The following is a 17,787-nucleotide window of genomic DNA, read 5'->3' as shown; positions in this document are numbered from 1 at the left end:
TCATGAAAAAGGGCGCTTTAATTGTAGTTATGTTATTCTTATTTATTTCTACTCACTCTTGTCTTGACCTTTTAGATAAAGCCAATCGTGTTGCTAGTGAATTAGATTCGTCGCCTGAATCTACATCAGAATCAAACTATCAAACTATTGCTATTGATAGTGTTTTTAAAGTTGATGTTCCTAACTACATGAAGCCCTTGCCTAATTTAAATCCTGAGGCCGTATTACAATATGGCAATATTTATAAAGACGCCTATCTCGTTGTGATTCAGGAAAACAAGGAAGAATATATAAATCTTTTCAAGGAATTGGGAGAATATAACCCCGAACTGCCCGTTATAGAAAACTACAAGAATGTTCAAAAAGAAATGCTCAAGGAGAGTATCAACAATGCCCGCATTTCAGAATATGGTTTGACCAACATCAACAACAAACCAGCAAGACAAATAAAAGTCTTTGGTGAAGTAGAAGATGTTGAAGCTGCGTATATTATTGCTTTTGTAGAAGGGAAAGAAGATATTTTCATGCTTATGAATTGGACAGTAAAAAATAAATTCCAAAAACATGAAAATGCTTTTGAATATGTTAATGGAACGTTTAAAACTGAATAGAAGCAATGAAATTTCCGAAGCCACATAGCTTAAAACAAGTTGCAGAATTAATAGATTGTAATTACGTAGGTGATTCTAATTTTCCGGTTTTGGGTATCAACGAAATTCATGTTGTGCAACCTGGAGATATTGTTTTTGTTGACCATCCAAAATATTACGATAAAGCACTAAATTCTGCTGCCACTATCATACTAATCAATAAAGAAGTCGAGTGTCCCGAAGGAAAAGCACTCTTAATTAGCGATGATCCTTTTAGGGATTTCAATAAAATTTCCAATCATTTCAAACCTTTTAATGCTTCTAGTAATCAAGTTTCAGAATCTGCTATCATAGGCGAAGGAACTATTGTTCAACCCAATTGTTTTATTGGTAACTACGTAGTTATTGGTAAAAATTGTGTTATACACTCTAATGTTAGTATTTATGATGATGCAATTATTGGGGATAACGTAACCATTCATTCGGGTGCTGTATTAGGAGCAAATGCTTTTTATTACAAAAAGCGTCCTGAAGGATTTGACAGACTATTGTCGTCTGGTCGGGTTGTTTTAGAAGACCATGTCGATATTGGTGCTAATTGTACCATTGACAGAGGCGTTACAGGAGATACAACAATTAAGAAAGGAACCAAAATAGACAACCTGGTTCAGGTAGGTCATGATACGGTTATTGGTGAAAAATGTTTAATTGCTTCGCAGGTAGGTATAGCGGGTTGTGTTATAATTGAAGATGAAGTTACTATTTGGGGACAAGTTGGTATTACCAGTGGTATAACCATAGGATCCAAGGCCATAATTTCGGCAAAAGCAGGTGTGAGTAAATCTCTTGAGGGCGGAAAAAGTTATTTTGGAATTCCTGCTGACGACTTTAGATCTAAGTATAAAGAAATAGCCTCTATCAAAAAGATTCCTGAAATTTTAGATTTACTAAAAAAACTATAGAAGAATTAACATATTCGCAATAAAATAAATGTCGGGATGCTTTAATAAATAGTTTCAAAAAATTACATTTGCTTTTCAATTTTTAGAATAAATAAAATATTTACGTATGAGCGTTTTAGTAAATAAAGATTCAAAGATAATAGTACAAGGCTTTACGGGGAGCGAAGGAACGTTTCACGCTGGCCAAATGATAGAATATGGAACCAATGTCGTTGGTGGTGTAACTCCTGGCAAAGGTGGACAAACCCACCTAGATAAGCCAGTTTTTAATACTGTTGAAGACGCTGTTAAAGAAGTTGGAGCAGATACTACCATTATTTTTGTACCACCAGCTTTTGCTGCTGATGCTATCATGGAAGCTGCAGATGCAGGAATAAAAGTAATTATTACAATTACTGAAGGAATCCCAGTTGCAGATATGATTAAAGCGTCTGACTATATTAAAGGTAAAGATTGCCGTTTAATAGGTCCTAACTGTCCAGGTGTAATCACGCCAGGTGAAGCAAAAGTAGGAATCATGCCAGGTTTTGTGTTTAAACAAGGTAAAGTTGGGATTGTTTCCAAATCCGGGACTTTAACTTACGAAGCGGCAGATCAAGTTGTAAAACAAGGTTTAGGTATTACTACAGCTATTGGTATTGGTGGTGATCCAATTATTGGAACAACTACTAAAGAAGCTGTAGAATTATTAATAAATGACCCAGAAACTGAAGCTGTAGTTATGATTGGTGAAATTGGAGGTCAATTAGAAGCCGATGCAGCTAACTGGTACAAGGCTAGCGGAAGTAATAAACCAATAGTTGGTTTCATTGCTGGAGAAACAGCACCTGCAGGACGTACTATGGGACATGCTGGAGCTATTGTTGGGGGAAGCGATGATACCGCTCAAGCCAAAAAGAAAATTATGAGAGCATGTGGCATTCACGTAGTGGATTCTCCTGCCGAAATAGGAAAGAAAGTTGCCGAAGTATTAGGATAATATTTCTTAACAAATAAAATTCAATCCGCTATCTTGATAAGTTAGCGGATTTTTTTTTGAATAAATATCATGAACTGGGGTAACAATTCATTTGTTGAATTGATATATAGGTGTAATCCATAAAACCTAGAAATCATGAAAATTCAAAAATTAATATTGATCTGTGTAACTATTAGTGTTTTTAGTTGTTCAAAAAATGACGCCCCCATTGTTGAGTCTACTCCAGAATATCCTATGAAAACGGTAATGGAAGATGGAGCCATGACATTAAAATCAACTAAGATAAATGGTGTAAACACCCATGAAATTGGCTATCGTTTCAAAACTTTTAAAAATGGAAAAGTAACTGCACTAGGAATAAGGGTACCTGAAAATGATATTTACAGAGTTACGCTTTGGAATGCAGATACACAAGAAATTTTAAAAACGGCTTATATTACCTCAACATCAGGTTTGTTATCTTTTGAAGATATTGAGCCTGTAAACATCCAATCTGGAACAACATACTTCGTAGCTGTGAATACCAACGACTATTATGTTTTTAATGATGACGGAAATACAATTTTTCCTGTAGAAAGTAATAATATTTTACTTCTTGGATATGGTGCCCAATTTGGAACAAACCAAGTCTTACCTCCAAATATCGTGAAAACGGTATACTTAGGAATGGTAGATATTAAATTTGTTCCAGACAATTAAAATAATCCACTATCCCGTAAAGACCTCACAAGATTTTGTGAGGTTTTTTTTTATGATACAAGATAGTAATTAGTATATTTGATTTTATAAGAAACCTTATGTTTAAGCCCCTAAAACTATTAAAAATTACATTCCTGCTGTTGTGGGAATTCAACATTAAACAAAAAAACTAAGTAAACAACCACATGAAATTATTAGAAGGAAAAACGGCCATTATCACAGGGGCCAGTAGAGGTATAGGAAAAGGTATTGCACAGGTATTTGCAGAACAAGGTGCTAATGTAGCCTTCACTTACAGTTCTTCAGTAGATGCAGCCAAAGCGCTAGAAGATGAATTAAATGCGCTAGGTGTTAAAGCCAAAGGCTATCAAAGTAATGCAGCAAGTTTTGATCAAGCTCAAGATTTAGCAAATGAAGTTGTTAAGGAATTTGGAAGTATTGATGTTTTGGTGAATAATGCAGGAATTACCAAAGACAACCTTTTAATGCGTATAAGCGAGGAAGATTTCGATAAGGTTATTGAAGTAAATCTTAAATCGGTTTTCAATATGACAAAAGCCGTTCAACGTACCATGTTAAAACAGCGTAAAGGATCTATTATTAATATGAGTTCGGTTGTTGGTGTCAAAGGTAATGCCGGACAAACAAATTATGCCGCTTCAAAAGCTGGTATTATTGGCTTTTCAAAGTCTGTAGCGCTTGAGCTAGGGTCAAGAAACATTAGAAGTAATGTGATTGCACCTGGTTTTATAGAAACTGAAATGACAGCTAAACTAGATGAAGAAGTTGTAAAAGGGTGGCGTGCAGGAATCCCATTAAAAAGAGGAGGAACTCCAGAAGATGTAGCCAACGCTTGTGTATTTTTAGCTAGTGATTTATCTGCTTACGTTACAGGGCAAACGTTGAATGTAGATGGCGGTATGCTTACTTAATTCAAGATTTACGAATTACGATTTTAAAATTATAAAATCGTAATCCATAATCGTCAATCCTAAATGCAAACAGAAACGATCCTTTATATCATACTATCTGGAATAATAGCGCTATTTATAGCGCTATTTCAGTATAGATATAAATCAAAAGTGAAGCAGCTTAAGCTAAATGTTGTTTTTACAATCTTAAGGTTCTTAACTGTTTTTTCTGTTCTTTTATTAATTGTCAACCCTAAATTTGAAAAGAAAAAGGTTTATACCGAAAAACCCAATCTGGTTATCGCTGTCGACAACTCCAGTTCTATAGGGCATCTTAAAAGAGATGAAGCTACCATAGATTTAGTTCAGGACTTGCTTGATAACGACGATTTAAAGAAAAAGTTTAATGTTTCGGCATATTCTTTTGGAAACGATTTAACACTTTTAGATAGTTTAAGTTTTTCAGAAAAAGAGACCAATATCAATCATGTATTTGGACAACTAAATCAGGTCTACAGGGCTTCAGTTTCTCCAACTGTTTTAATAACAGATGGGAATCAAACTTTTGGGAATGATTATCAATTTGCTCACAATTCCTATAAGCAGCCAATTTACCCTATAATCCTTGGCGATACTGTAACTCACACCGATTTAAGGATTGAGCAATTAAACGTTAATAAATACGCATTTCTAAAAAACAGATTCCCTGTAGAGACCATAGTAGTTTATAATGGCAATACTACTGTTAATTCTCGTTTAGAGGTTACTAAGGGGAGTACTATTGTATATTCAGAATCTGTAAACTTCTCAAAAACCAATAATTCCAAAATCATAAACTTTACACTTCCTGCCAATAATATAGGAACGAATAGTTATAAAGTGAATGTAGTGCCAATTGATAACGAAAAGAATGTTATTAATAATACTAAGAACTTTGCTATTGAAGTTATCGATCAAAAAACCAAAATTGCTTTTGTTACCAATTTTATACATCCAGATATTGGAGCCTTCAAAAAGAGCATTGAAAGTAATGAACAACGTTCTGTGTCTGTGTTAAAACCAAGTGAGGCTTTAGCACAGATGAATGATTATCAGTTGATAATAATTTACCAACCAGATAGTAGTTTTAAAGCCTTGCAAGAAGCCTTAGACAAAGAACGAAAAAACAGATTTGTAGTGATTGGCCCAAAAACCAATCTGAATTTTATCAATACATCTAATAAAAACTACGAACACGAAATAGTTTCTCAAACCGAAGAATATCAAGTAGATTTCAATTCAAATTTTTCACCTTTTTTAATCGATGATATTGATTTTGCTTCATTTCCTCCATTAAACTCAAACTATGGAGCCATTAAATTCAGTGTGCCTTTCCAATCCCTATTAACCAAACGTGTTGGGAATAACTCTATTAATGAACCCTTGTTAGCGACTATTGAAAGTGATGGTAGGAGAGAGGTGGTTCTTTTTGGAGAAAACATTTGGAAATGGCGAGCACAAAGCTATTTGAACTCAAACTCGTTTAATGACTTTGATAATTTTATGGGTAAAATGGTGCAGTATTTAGCGTCTGGCAGACAAAAAAGTAGGTTAAATATTGAATATGAATCCTTTTATATTGGTAATAGCGGTATTCTAATCAAAGCCCAGTTCTTTGATAAAAACTACGTGTTTGATGATCGTGAAACCCTAGTGATTAAAATCAAAGACAAAATTTCAAAAGTAGATATTGAATTCCCTTTTGTGTTAAGAAATAACAATTATCAAGTTGACTTGAGTAGCTTAACGCCTTCAGAATACGATTTTACGGTAAGCGCCACTAATGAAAAAATAAGTAAATCCGGTAGTTTTACCATTTTAGAATATGATGTTGAGCAACAATTCTTAAATGCCAATGTAACAAAGCTGGAGCAGTTAGCTACTAATAGCCAAGGTAGAAGTTATTTTATTGGTAATACAGAAAATTTAGTAGACGACTTGGTTAATGATAAAAGGTTCGTTTCTGTTCAAAAAAGCCATAAAAATACAATACCTTTGATAGATTGGAAATTTCTTTTGGCAATAATTGCAATGTGCTTATCTGCCGAGTGGTTCCTTAGAAAATATAACGGATTAATATAGTAATTTTGACTAAAGAAATTAAAACGGCATTGGTGACAGGCTCGTCTTCTGGCGTAGGCGCTTCAACATGCTTAGAATTTGCGCAAAGAGGCTGGAATGTGGTTATTAACTATTCTAGAAGCAAAGCATCTGCATTTGCATTAAAAGAAGCCTGCGAGGCATTTGGTATAAAGGCTCTGGTTTGTAAAGCTAATGTAGCTAATGAATCTGATTGTGAAAGCATGGTAAGTCAAGCTATTAAAGAATTTGGTAGAATAGACGTACTAGTTAATAATGCAGGTACTACAAAATTTTGCGATTATAATAATCTAGAAGGCTTAAATGAAAATGACTTCATAGATGTTTATAAGGTGAATGTCATTGGAGCATATCAAATGGTGAAGTTTGCAGCCCCATATTTGAAAAAAGTTCAGGGAAGTATTGTAAATGTTTCATCTATGAGTGCTATATCGGGAGTGGGTAGTTCCATTGCTTACTCGTCATCTAAGGGGGCTTTATCAACCATGACACTTTCCCTGGCACATGCACTTGCTCCAGAAGTTAGGGTAAATGGTGTTTGTCCAGGTTTTATTCAAACACGGTGGACAAAAGACTTTCTTGGGGAGCGTTATGAAGATGTAAAAAAGAAATTTGAAAATGCTGCGCTTGTAGGTAAAACATCTTTACCTGAAGATATAGCCAAAGGAATTGTCTATCTTGGAGCTGATGCCAGAACAACTTCTGGACAGATGTTAACAATTGATGGTGGACAGCTGGTTAATCAAGGAAAACTTTAATAAATAATTTTAAAAATAAAACAATGGAGAAATTACCAAAGGTTGCATTACCATTTATCGTGGTTGCAATAATTTTAATAGTAGTATTGGCTAAATCAGCTGTTACTATAGATGCAGGACATGCAGGAGTCTTATATGAAACATTGGGGAATGGTGTTGATTCAGAAAAAGCACCCTTAGGGCCAGGTTTTCATATCATTGCCCCATGGAACAGGGTCATTGATTATGAAACTCGTCAACAAGAAGTGCCAGAGAAAATGTCTGTTCTTTCTTCAAATGGATTAGATATAAAATTAGATGCGTCGGTATTGTACGAGCCAGATGCGAAAAATCTTGGTAAATTACACAATGAGAAAGGTGAAAACTATTTAAACCGTGTATTACAGCCAGCTATTAGAAGTGCTGCACGAAGTGTTGTAGGCAGGTACACTCCAGAACAACTTTATTCTAGTAAGCGAGATGCTATTCAAGAAGAAATATTTATGGAAACTAAAAAGATTGTGGAGAAGCAGTATATTCAATTAAATAGTATTTTAATTAGAGACGTTACGTTGCCTCCTACAATTAAAGATGCCATTGAACGTAAATTAAAACAAGAACAAGAATCTTTGGAATATGAGTTTAGGTTGGTTACCGCACAGAAAGAGGCAGAAAAACAACGTATCGAGGCGCAAGGTAAGGCAGATGCTAATAGAATATTGAGCGCTTCTTTAAATGATAAAATTTTACAGGATAAAGGTATCGAAGCTACTACCAAATTAGCAGAATCCCCAAATAGTAAGGTTATTGTTATAGGTTCGGGTGACAGCGGATTGCCAATTATATTGGGAAATCAATAAAAAAATAATTCAGTAATTCTGCTTATATTTTAAATTTTAAACAACAATTAATTATCTTATTTACAGATTAGTTAAAATTTAAAAAATCAACTTTATTATTTGGTGTTTTACTCAAGTTTTATAGATATTTGCAGAAATAAAGAAAGACATGACTTTTATTCAATTACATCATCATTTTCATATTTGCTCTCAAGCGAAGTGAAAATGTATTGAATAAAATCAAAATATTTAAACCCGTTTGAGACAATCAAGCGGGTTTTTCATTTCTAAAATCAACTAGATTGTTTCAAACTCATAACCAAAACAAAATGAGTAAGTTAAAAATAGCCGTTCAGAAATCCGGTAGACTAAACCAAGAATCGTTAGAATTATTAAAAAATTGTGGCATTTCCATAGACAATGGTAAAGATCAGTTAAAAGCAGAAGCGCGAAACTTTCCTTTAGAAGTTTTGTATTTACGAAATGGCGATATTCCTCAGTATTTACGAGATGGTGTGGTTGATATTGCTATTTTAGGAGAAAACACGCTAATAGAGAAAGGGAATGATTTACCAATAGTAGAGCGTTTAGGCTTTTCGAAATGTAAAGTATCCATTGCCGTTCCTAAGGATGTTGAATACAATTCAATTGAGGATTTAAGAGGCAAAAAAATTGCAACCTCATATCCAAATACAGTAAATCAATTTTTTGAAAGTAAAGGTGAAAAAGCAGATATACACATTATTAATGGATCGGTAGAAATTGCACCGAACATTGGGTTAGCTAATGCTATCGTTGATATTGTTTCTAGTGGAAGCACCTTGTTTAAAAACAACTTGAAAGAGGTCGAAGTACTTTTTAAAAGTGAAGCTGTTTTAACGTCTACACCAAATTTATCAGAAGACAAACAAGAGATTCTGGATACGCTTCTCTTTAGAATAAAATCGGTTTTAAAGGGAAAGAACTCAAAATATGTGCTTTTAAATGCACCTAATGATAAACTAGAAAAGATAAAAAGTTTACTACCGGGAATGAAAAGTCCAACCGTATTGCCATTGGCTGAAGAAGGCTGGAGCTCTGTACATTCTGTAATAAGTAAAAATGAATTCTGGGATGTTATTGATGAGCTAAAAGCCAATGGCGCCCAAGGCATTTTAGTGTGTCCAATTGAAAAAATGGTATTATAATTCGTTTTTGTCATTCCTGCGAAGGCAGGAATCTCATTAATGCAATATGAATATGATATGCAAATAATAGAAAATCCAAATAGAGAGTCTTGGGCAGAAATTCTAAAACGTCCTACACAAACTGTTAACGATATTGAAGATATTGTTAGTGAGGTGTTTGTTGACGTTCAAAAGAATGGAGACGAAGCAATTCAGAGATACACTGAGCGTTTTGATAAAGTAGTTATTGGAAGCAATTTAGTTTCTGCAGAAGAAATAGAAGATGCTATTACATTGATTCCTGAGGCTTTAAAGGAGGCTATTAAAAATGCTAAGAGTAATATTGAAACCTTTCATGTAGCTCAAAAAACATCGAAAGTTAGTGTTGAAACCACAAATGGTGTTGAATGTTGGCAAGAAAAAAGACCTATTGAAAGCGTGGGGTTATATATCCCAGGAGGAACTGCGCCGTTATTTTCTACAGTTTTAATGTTAGCTGCCCCAGCTCAAATAGCAGGGTGTAATGAGATCGTTTTATGTTCGCCTCCAAATAAAGAAGGAAAGCTAGCTCCCGAAATATTATATACAGCTAAACTTTGTGGCGTTACAAAGATTTTTAAGGTTGGTGGGATTCAAGCAGTAGCTGCCTTAACTTTTGGAACTGAGACTATTCCTCAGGTTTATAAAATTTTCGGACCTGGAAACCAATTTGTAACGGTTGCAAAACAGTTAGCCACTAAATACGGTGTTGCTATTGATATGCCTGCTGGGCCTAGTGAATTATTGGTGGTGGCCGATGAAAATGCCAATGCCTCTTATATCGCTTCTGACTTATTGAGTCAGGCAGAACATGGAAAAGATAGTCAAGTAATTTTAGTATCGACTTCCAAAGACATGATTACTAAAGTTTCTGAAGAAGTTAGTGCTCAAGTTGATGTTTTGCCAAGAAAAGAAATAGCTGAAAAAGCCATTGACAATTCCAAATTGATATTGGTGGATGATGACAAGACAGCTTTGGAATTAATAAATCGATACGGCCCAGAGCATTTTATAATCTGTACAGAAAATGAAAATTATTATGTAAACGGTATAAGAAACGCAGGTTCTGTTTTTATTGGTGATTATACACCTGAAAGTGCGGGAGATTATGCTTCTGGAACAAATCATACCTTACCAACCAACGGATTTAGTAAAGCGTATTCTGGAGTTAATTTAGATAGCTTTCAAAAGAGTATTACCTTTCAAAAAATATCTAAAGAAGGTATTTTGAATATTGGTGAAACCATCGAGCTAATGGCGGAAGCTGAAGGCTTACAGGCGCACAAAAATGCAGTGAGCATTCGATTAAAGGATTTGAAAAAATAATATTTGTCATGCTGAACTTGTTTCAGCATCTCAAAAAAAACAAGACACTGAAATGAATTCAGTGTGACAATAAAATGAACGTTTTAGATTTAATAAGACCAAGCATAAAGGCACTGAAACCATACTCTTCGGCTAGAGATGAGTTTAAGGGAGCGACTGATGATATGGTGTTTCTAGACGCCAATGAAAACCCTTATGAAAACGGTGTTAATCGTTATCCAGACCCGCAACAAGGTTCTGTTAAAGATTTGCTTTCAAATCTAAAAGGCGTACCTGTTGAGAATATTTTGTTGGGTAACGGTAGTGATGAAGTTTTAGATTTAATTTATAGGGCTTTTTGCGAACCTAACAAAGATAATGTCATAACCTTGCCACCAACATATGGCATGTACAGTGTGTTGGCTAATATCAATGCGGTGGATATTAAAAAAGTGCAGCTATCTGATGACTTTCAACCACAAGTTGATAAGATTTTAGAAGTTGCAGATGAAAATAGTAAACTCTTATTTTTATGCTCACCAAATAACCCTACCGGGAATAGCTTTTCTCAAGAATCCATTGAAAGATTGTTGAAAGCGTTTAAAGGCGTTGTTGTTATTGATGAAGCGTATATTGATTTTTCCGATATTCCAAGTTGGATTGAAAGGTTAAACGAATTTCCCAATTTGATTGTGACCCAAACATTGTCAAAAGCCTACGGAATGGCTGGCATCCGCTTGGGGATTTGTTATGCATCAAAAGAGGTTATATCTGTTTTGAACAATATCAAGCCGCCTTATAATGTCAATGAGTTGACACAACAACGAGCTATTGAGCAGCTTAAAAATTACGAACAGACACAAAGTCAAGTTGAATCCATTTTAGAAGAAAGAACGGCTTTAGTTGATAAACTTAAGGATGTTCCTTTTGTGTCTGAAATATATCCTTCTGATGCTAATTTTGTCTTAGCCAAGGTTGATGATGCAACCAAACGCTATGATGAGCTCATTGAGAAGGGTATTGTAATTAGAAATAGAACAACGCAACCAGGTTGTGAAAACTGTTTACGTTTTACGGTGGGAACTAAGGAAGAAAACGAGATATTGATTAAGGCCTTAAAAGAATTAAAATGATTGTCATTCCGCACCTGATGTGGAATCCACATAAATTTGAATAATATTAAATAGATTCCTGCCTTAGCAGGAATGACAAAAAAAGATGAAGAAAGTACTATTCATAGACAGAGACGGCACCTTGGTCCTAGAACCGCCAGTAGATTATCAATTAGATAGTTTAGAGAAACTGGAATTCTACCCAAAAGTGTTTCAATACATGGCTAAGATAGCCAGTGAATTGGATTATGAACTGGTCATGGTCACCAATCAAGATGGATTAGGAACCGATTCTTTTCCAGAAGACACCTTTTGGCCTGCTCAAAATAAAATCATTGATGCCTTTGCAAAAGAAGGCGTTGAGTTTGCCGCTATCCATATTGATAAAACCTTTCCTCATGAAAACGCCAATACCCGTAAACCAAGAACTGGTTTGTTGACGAAATACTTTTCTGAGGAATATGATTTGACTAATTCATTTGTTTTAGGGGATAGAATAACCGATATGGAGCTGGCTAAAAACTTGGGGGCGAAAGGAATTTATCTTTCTGAAAACCCTGAATTGGGAGCTGATGAAATTGAAGCTAATAAAAAGGAAATTCTAGATTGTATTGCATTAACGAATACAGATTGGAAAGAAATATACGAGTTTTTAAAGATTGAAAATAGAGTTGAAGAAATTACACGTAACACCAATGAAACACAGATATATATAAAATTAAATCTGGATGGTTCTGGTAAAAATGACATTGATACTGGTCTGTCATTTTTTAACCACATGTTAGACCAGATTGGTCGTCATGGTGCTATGGATTTAACCATAAAAGTTAATGGTGATTTAGAAGTTGATGAACACCATACTATCGAAGACACCATGATTGCTTTGGGTGAATTATTCAATAAAGCCTTAGGCAATAAATTAGGTATAGAACGATACGGATTCTGTTTACCAATGGATGATTGTTTGGCTCAAGTAGCCGTTGATTTTGGTGGTAGAAATTGGTTAGAATGGGACGCTGAGTTTAAACGAGAAAAAATAGGGGATATGCCAACAGAAATGTTTTTCCACCTATTTAAATCATTTACAGATGGCGCCAAATGTAATTTAAACGTAAAAGCAGAAGGGGTAAATGAACATCACAAAATAGAAGGGATTTTTAAAGCGTTTGCTAAAGCCATGAAAATGGCGGTAAAAAGAGATCCCAACAAGATGTTTTTACCATCAACAAAAGGAATGTTATAAAAAAAAGCTTTTAGCCTTTCGCTGTTAGAAGTTAGCTAATAGCCAAAAGCCAAAAGCCAAAAGCTCATAAATGAAATTAGTAATTATAGATTACGGAGCTGGGAATATTAAAAGTATTCAGTTTGCTTTTAATCGTTTGGGGTATGATGCGGTCTTATCCAAAAATCCAGAAGAAATAAAAGCTGCTGATAAGGTTATATTTCCCGGAGTTGGAGAAGCAAGCTCAGCTATGGCTATGCTTAAAGAGAGTGGCTTAGATGAATTGATTCCAAAACTTAAACAACCAGTATTAGGGATTTGTTTAGGCATGCAGCTCATGTGTTTACATACGGAAGAAGGTGATACCGAAGGTTTAGGGATTTTTCAAACCAATGTAAAACGCTTTTCACAGGATGTAAAGGTGCCACAAATGGGTTGGAATGTGATTAAGGAGTTGAAATCAGATTTGTTCAAAGGCATCAAAGAGAACGAATATATGTATTTGGTTCACAGTTATTATGCCGAACATTGTGATGAAACCATAGCAGCTACGGATTACGAAATCAATTATGCATCGGCATTGCAACATGAGAACTTTTATGGTACACAATTCCACCCTGAGAAAAGTGGAAATGAAGGTGCTAAAATATTAAAGAACTTTTTAGAATTATAAAATGCGAATAATTCCAGCTATAGATATAATTGAAGGTAAGTGCGTTAGGTTGTCTAAAGGAGACTACAGCACAAAGAAAGTGTATAATGAGAATCCGTTAGAGATTGCTAAGCAATACGAGGACCATGGCATTGAATATTTACATTTGGTAGACTTAGACGGCGCAAAGGCAAGCCATATTGTAAATCATAAGGTGTTAGAACAAATAGCAACCAAAACTAATTTAAAAATCGATTTTGGAGGTGGTTTAAAAACCGATGAAGATTTAAGAATTGCTTTTGAATCCGGTGCTGGACAAATTACTGGCGGTAGTATCGCTGTTAAGAAACCCGATGTTTTTGAAAGCTGGTTATCTAAATTCGGAAATGATAAAATCATTTTAGGCGCCGATGCCAATAATGAAAAAATAGCGATTAGTGGATGGCTAGAAGAGTCTGATGAAGAATTAATACCATTCGTAAAGAATTACATGAGCAAGGGCGTATCTTACGTTATCTGTACAGATATTGCCAAAGATGGCATGCTAGAAGGCCCTTCATTTGACTTATATGAAAAGATGATAGCCCAATGTCATTCAGAGCAAAGCAGAGAATCTCTTAAACTAATTGCATCAGGAGGTATTTCAAAATTTGATGAACTTCCTAGATTGGCTGAATTAGGTTGTGAAGGCACCATAATTGGTAAGGCCATTTATGAAAATAAAATTAGTTTAAAACAACTTGAAGATTATATAATCAATAATAACTAATGTCACTTCGAGTGATTTTGAGGAACGAAAAATTGTATCGAGAAGTAAATGTAGTTCTCGATACTATGCTCGAAATCCCGCATCACTCGAACTGACGATTCGAAATATGCTAACAAAAAGAATCATACCGTGTTTGGATATTAAGAACGGGCGCACTGTAAAAGGTGTGAACTTTGTTGACTTACGTGATGCTGGAGACCCAGTAGAACTGGCAAAGCAATACGCTGATTATGGTGCGGATGAATTGGTATTCCTAGATATTACAGCTACTCTAGAAGCACGAGCAACTACATTAGAGATGGTATTGCATGTAGCTGAACAGGTAAATATTCCTTTTACTGTTGGTGGTGGAATTTCTTCTGTAGAACACGTTGATGCGTTACTAAAAAATGGTGCAGACAAAGTATCTATTAATTCTTCAGCGGTTAAACGTCCTGAATTAGTAAATGAGTTAGCGGACAAATTTGGGAGTCAGTGTGTGGTTGTAGCCATTGATGCGAAACAAATTGAAGACGGAACCTGGAAAGTACACCTTGCGGGTGGAACTATACCAACAGATATCGATTTGTTTGAGTGGGCAAAAGAAGTTGAACAAAGAGGCGCAGGTGAAATATTATTCACTTCAATGGACCACGATGGAACCAAAGCAGGGTTTGCCAATAAAGCTTTGGCAAAATTATCAGAGGAGTTGAATATACCAATCATCGCTTCTGGTGGAGCAGGAAATGTGCAGCACTTTATTGATACCTTTACGGAAGGAAAATCGGATGCTGCTTTAGCCGCTAGTGTATTTCACTTTGGTGAAATTCCTATTCCTGATTTAAAGAAAGAATTAAAAGAACATAATATTGAAGTAAGATTATAACGTCATTACGAGGAAGTATGACGAAGTAATCTTTTTGAATAGATTGCCACATCGCTATGCGATTCGCAATGACAACAATTTTAAAATGAAAATAAAATACGATTCAAACGGATTAGTACCAGCAATCATTCAAGATGCAACAACAAAAAATGTGTTGATGCTAGGTTATATGAATGAAGAAGCCTATCAAAAAACAATTGAAATAAATAAAGTTACTTTTTTTAGCAGAAGTAAACAGCGTTTATGGACTAAAGGCGAAGAAAGTGGTAATTTTTTAGAACTGGTTGATATCAAAAACGATTGCGATAAAGACACGCTATTGGTTAGGGCAAACCCAATTGGTCCAACTTGTCATACCGGTACAGATACTTGTTGGCATGAAGAGAACACTCCCAATTACGGTTTTTTCTCAACCTTAGAAAATGTTATATCTGAACGTGTTGCGAATAAAGATACTTCTAAGTCTTACGTTGCCAGCTTATTCTCAAAAGGAATAAATAAAGTGGCCCAAAAAGTAGGAGAGGAAGCCGTGGAGACTGTTATTGAGGCCATGGATAATAATGATGAGTTATTCTTATATGAATCAGCCGATTTATTATTCCACTACCTTATGTTACTTCAAGCTAAAGGATTCACATTAAAAGATATAGAGGCAGAATTAAAGAAACGCCATAAATAAAAAGAAGGTATTAGCTGGTTAAGTCTAATACCTTCAACATATAATTGGTGGTTTAATCTAATTAAGCCAACCTTTACTTGCCGACATTTTTGAAAACCATGTAAATACAATAGCCAAAACTATTATCATTATGGTCATTCCTACGCTAGAAGCATAGCCGTTAATTAGAACATAACCCATTTGAGCTAAAACTGCAATTAGAGATAAAACCCATAATCGTGTTGCAAATTTTTTCCGAAGAATTAAAAGTAACGCTGCAATAACGCCTGCAAAAACTGCTAAAGCAAAGGCTGCCGTAACCCATGTGGGGAAATTAGCGGCAATCTCTCGCATTTCCTCAGTATACATCTCTTGGTAAGCCTCTGTATTATAAGCTTGGTCTAAATAGGCCTTGACACCCATACCATTCCAAATAAGCGCTATAAGACTAACTATCCAGAACCAAATTGGTGGTTTACTACTTGTTGAATCAGACATAATAATTAGTTTTTATTGGTTAATTATCTGTAATTTAAAAAAATTTTATCATAATTGATAAAACAACGGTATTCAATGTGAGGTCTTTAGACGAGATAACACTATAAATTGAGCTTGCTTTATAAAAACGGAATTTAGTTTTTAAATCGTATATTTGGTTTAACATTAAACCCCAAATTAATGGCTGCCTACCTAACCTTTCAAAGACTATCTTTGATATCCCTTTTTTGTATTATGTTACAATCTTGTTTCTATGATACTGATGATAATCCTTCTTTTAATAGCATTTTTTTAAGTCAAACAGACCCGAATAACCCTTATCCCTTTAATGGTCCCCAAGACCCCATAGAAAGAATACCTTATACAGAAATTTCCGATAACAGATATTGTATAGAACTAGAACGATGGGATATTCCTAACAATAGAACAGATGCAGTTAAAACTACAGAGAATTTACAAACTGCTATAGATTGGGCCGTGTCTCAGGGTTATGGTGAGATTTGTTTACCAGAAGGCCATTATTTAATTGGCAAACAGGGTAATGATAACTATTATGAAGGCATAAGATTAAAGAGTAATATGGCTTTTTTATTGGATCAAAAAGCTACAATAGAAATGGTTCCAAATGATAAATGGAACTATTGCGCCATTAGTATTAAAAATGAGGCTTTTGTAGTTATTTCAGGAGGAACCATTCTTGGAGATAGAGACAATCATAACTATGAACCAAGAAGTACAGACGGTTCAACAGTTCATGACGAAGGACATTTAATATGTATAGAAGGCGACACAGAATCTGTTATAGTTCAGAATATGGTTCTTGGGAAAGCCAATGGTGATGGGATTTTAATCGTAGGCAGTGGCGTAGGTCAAGAACAGAGACTAAGAGATATTGAAATTACTCGTAATAATTTTTCAGATAATAGAAGACAAGGAGTTTCTATAGTTGGAGGCTTAGGGATTTTAATAGAAAATAACGAATTTCACCATACGAATGGCACTGCACCAGAATTTGGAATTGATATTGAAGGTGCTGGCAGAGTAAATGATAGCATATTAATTAGAGGCAACTATTTTCATAACAATAGAGGTGGAGATGTAGTTAATACAGACGGTACCAACGTTATCGTTGAGAATAACATATTGCTTCAAGGAAATGATAGTGAATATATAGATGGTCCTTTAGTCTATTGGAAAAACGCTGCATGGACAGTACGTTATAATGATATAAGCATGAGAACCGAATCTACAAACAATTGGAACGGTATTATAATGTATTCTAACGATAACCCAAAAACAGTTCAAGATATAACCTTTATTCACAGAAATAGGCTAAATAACTGTGGTATGTACATGTACAAAGATTCCAACTTGTCCATTACTAACAATATCATCACCAATGGACATTTAGCTTTTTGGCAAATGAACAATCTCATATTAAAACACAATAATGTTGAGCACTCTAATGAGTGTTGGGCATATCGTTTTAAAGATGTTACAGGAACTGCTGAAGGCAACCTATACAATAGCACTAATTTTACTGTTCCATTGCAACAAAATACAGCTTGGAGCGGTTGTTGGATTGAATAATAGAAAATTTATTATTCAGGTTCCTGTTTCCACAGAAATGACAGGTTTATTGGAA

General features: G+C 34.8%; 18 protein-coding genes. 17 read left to right on the top strand and 1 reads right to left on the bottom strand.

Features of this window, described 5'->3' with window-relative positions; all coding sequences use genetic code 11:
• Window positions 1-2 precede the first annotated feature (2 nt).
• The 16 genes from M0214_RS12815 (at window position 3) to hisIE (ending at window position 15,665) form a co-directional block, all read left to right on the top strand.
• Window positions 3-611, top strand: coding sequence for a hypothetical protein (locus tag M0214_RS12815; RefSeq protein ID WP_248722960.1), 609 nt, complete (start codon window positions 3-5; stop codon window positions 609-611).
• A 5-nt stretch (window positions 612-616) separates the two neighbouring features.
• The gene (locus tag M0214_RS12810; protein WP_248722959.1) at window positions 617-1,552 is read left to right on the top strand and encodes a UDP-3-O-(3-hydroxymyristoyl)glucosamine N-acyltransferase; all 936 of its coding nucleotides are present in this window, start codon (window positions 617-619) and stop codon (window positions 1,550-1,552) included.
• Between the two features lie 106 nt (window positions 1,553-1,658).
• Window positions 1,659-2,531, top strand: a complete 873-nt coding sequence (gene sucD, locus M0214_RS12805) for a succinate--CoA ligase subunit alpha (RefSeq protein ID WP_248722958.1) — start codon at window positions 1,659-1,661, stop codon at window positions 2,529-2,531.
• 135 nt (window positions 2,532-2,666) lie between these two features.
• Entirely contained in the window at window positions 2,667-3,230 is a 564-nt protein-coding gene (locus M0214_RS12800) for a DUF4082 domain-containing protein (RefSeq protein WP_248722957.1), read from the top strand.
• 185 nt (window positions 3,231-3,415) lie between these two features.
• Window positions 3,416-4,162, top strand: coding sequence for a 3-oxoacyl-[acyl-carrier-protein] reductase (fabG, locus tag M0214_RS12795; RefSeq protein WP_248722956.1), 747 nt, complete (start codon window positions 3,416-3,418; stop codon window positions 4,160-4,162).
• Window positions 4,163-4,225: 63 nt separating this feature from the next.
• Window positions 4,226-6,262, top strand: coding sequence for a VWA domain-containing protein (locus tag M0214_RS12790; RefSeq protein ID WP_248722955.1), 2,037 nt, complete (start codon window positions 4,226-4,228; stop codon window positions 6,260-6,262).
• A gap of 5 nt (window positions 6,263-6,267) precedes the next feature.
• Window positions 6,268-7,038, top strand: coding sequence for an SDR family NAD(P)-dependent oxidoreductase (locus tag M0214_RS12785; protein WP_248722954.1), 771 nt, complete (start codon window positions 6,268-6,270; stop codon window positions 7,036-7,038).
• 23 nt (window positions 7,039-7,061) lie between these two features.
• A complete protein-coding gene (locus tag M0214_RS12780; protein ID WP_248722953.1) occupies window positions 7,062-7,877 on the top strand; it encodes a prohibitin family protein in 816 nt (271 codons plus the stop codon).
• A 308-nt stretch (window positions 7,878-8,185) separates the two neighbouring features.
• A complete protein-coding gene (hisG, locus tag M0214_RS12775) occupies window positions 8,186-9,043 on the top strand; it encodes an ATP phosphoribosyltransferase (protein WP_248722952.1) in 858 nt (285 codons plus the stop codon).
• A 57-nt stretch (window positions 9,044-9,100) separates the two neighbouring features.
• On the top strand, window positions 9,101-10,387 hold the full coding sequence (gene hisD, locus M0214_RS12770; protein ID WP_248722951.1) for a histidinol dehydrogenase: 1,287 nt from the start codon (window positions 9,101-9,103) through the stop codon (window positions 10,385-10,387).
• A 74-nt stretch (window positions 10,388-10,461) separates the two neighbouring features.
• Window positions 10,462-11,499, top strand: coding sequence for a histidinol-phosphate transaminase (hisC, locus tag M0214_RS12765; RefSeq protein WP_248722950.1), 1,038 nt, complete (start codon window positions 10,462-10,464; stop codon window positions 11,497-11,499).
• Window positions 11,500-11,584: 85 nt separating this feature from the next.
• Window positions 11,585-12,721: a bifunctional histidinol-phosphatase/imidazoleglycerol-phosphate dehydratase HisB gene (gene hisB / locus M0214_RS12760; RefSeq protein WP_248722949.1), complete on the top strand. Its 1,137-nt coding sequence runs from the start codon at window positions 11,585-11,587 to the stop codon at window positions 12,719-12,721.
• A gap of 70 nt (window positions 12,722-12,791) precedes the next feature.
• Window positions 12,792-13,373, top strand: coding sequence for an imidazole glycerol phosphate synthase subunit HisH (hisH, locus tag M0214_RS12755; protein WP_248722948.1), 582 nt, complete (start codon window positions 12,792-12,794; stop codon window positions 13,371-13,373).
• Between the two features lies 1 nt (window position 13,374).
• The gene (gene hisA / locus M0214_RS12750) at window positions 13,375-14,121 is read left to right on the top strand and encodes a 1-(5-phosphoribosyl)-5-[(5-phosphoribosylamino)methylideneamino]imidazole-4-carboxamide isomerase (RefSeq protein WP_248722947.1); all 747 of its coding nucleotides are present in this window, start codon (window positions 13,375-13,377) and stop codon (window positions 14,119-14,121) included.
• A gap of 106 nt (window positions 14,122-14,227) precedes the next feature.
• Window positions 14,228-14,986: an imidazole glycerol phosphate synthase subunit HisF gene (hisF, locus tag M0214_RS12745; RefSeq protein ID WP_248722946.1), complete on the top strand. Its 759-nt coding sequence runs from the start codon at window positions 14,228-14,230 to the stop codon at window positions 14,984-14,986.
• 61 nt (window positions 14,987-15,047) lie between these two features.
• Entirely contained in the window at window positions 15,048-15,665 is a 618-nt protein-coding gene (hisIE, locus tag M0214_RS12740) for a bifunctional phosphoribosyl-AMP cyclohydrolase/phosphoribosyl-ATP diphosphatase HisIE (RefSeq protein ID WP_256467967.1), read from the top strand.
• Window positions 15,666-15,722: 57 nt separating this feature from the next.
• Here hisIE and M0214_RS12735 read toward each other — a convergent pair whose 3' ends face one another.
• Window positions 15,723-16,142, bottom strand: a complete 420-nt coding sequence (locus M0214_RS12735) for a hypothetical protein (RefSeq protein ID WP_248722944.1) — start codon at window positions 16,140-16,142, stop codon at window positions 15,723-15,725.
• A 180-nt stretch (window positions 16,143-16,322) separates the two neighbouring features.
• Between M0214_RS12735 and M0214_RS12730 the strand changes: the two genes are divergently transcribed.
• Window positions 16,323-17,732 carry a right-handed parallel beta-helix repeat-containing protein gene (locus tag M0214_RS12730; protein WP_248722943.1) on the top strand — a complete coding sequence of 470 codons (1,410 nt, stop codon included), beginning with the start codon at window positions 16,323-16,325 and terminating at the stop codon, window positions 17,730-17,732.
• The last annotated feature ends 55 nt before the right edge of the window (window positions 17,733-17,787 follow it).

Source organism: Seonamhaeicola sp. ML3 (assembly GCF_023273855.1).
In the GTDB taxonomy this organism is placed as follows: domain Bacteria; phylum Bacteroidota; class Bacteroidia; order Flavobacteriales; family Flavobacteriaceae; genus Seonamhaeicola.
This window is presented reverse-complemented; position numbering and strand designations above follow the sequence as displayed.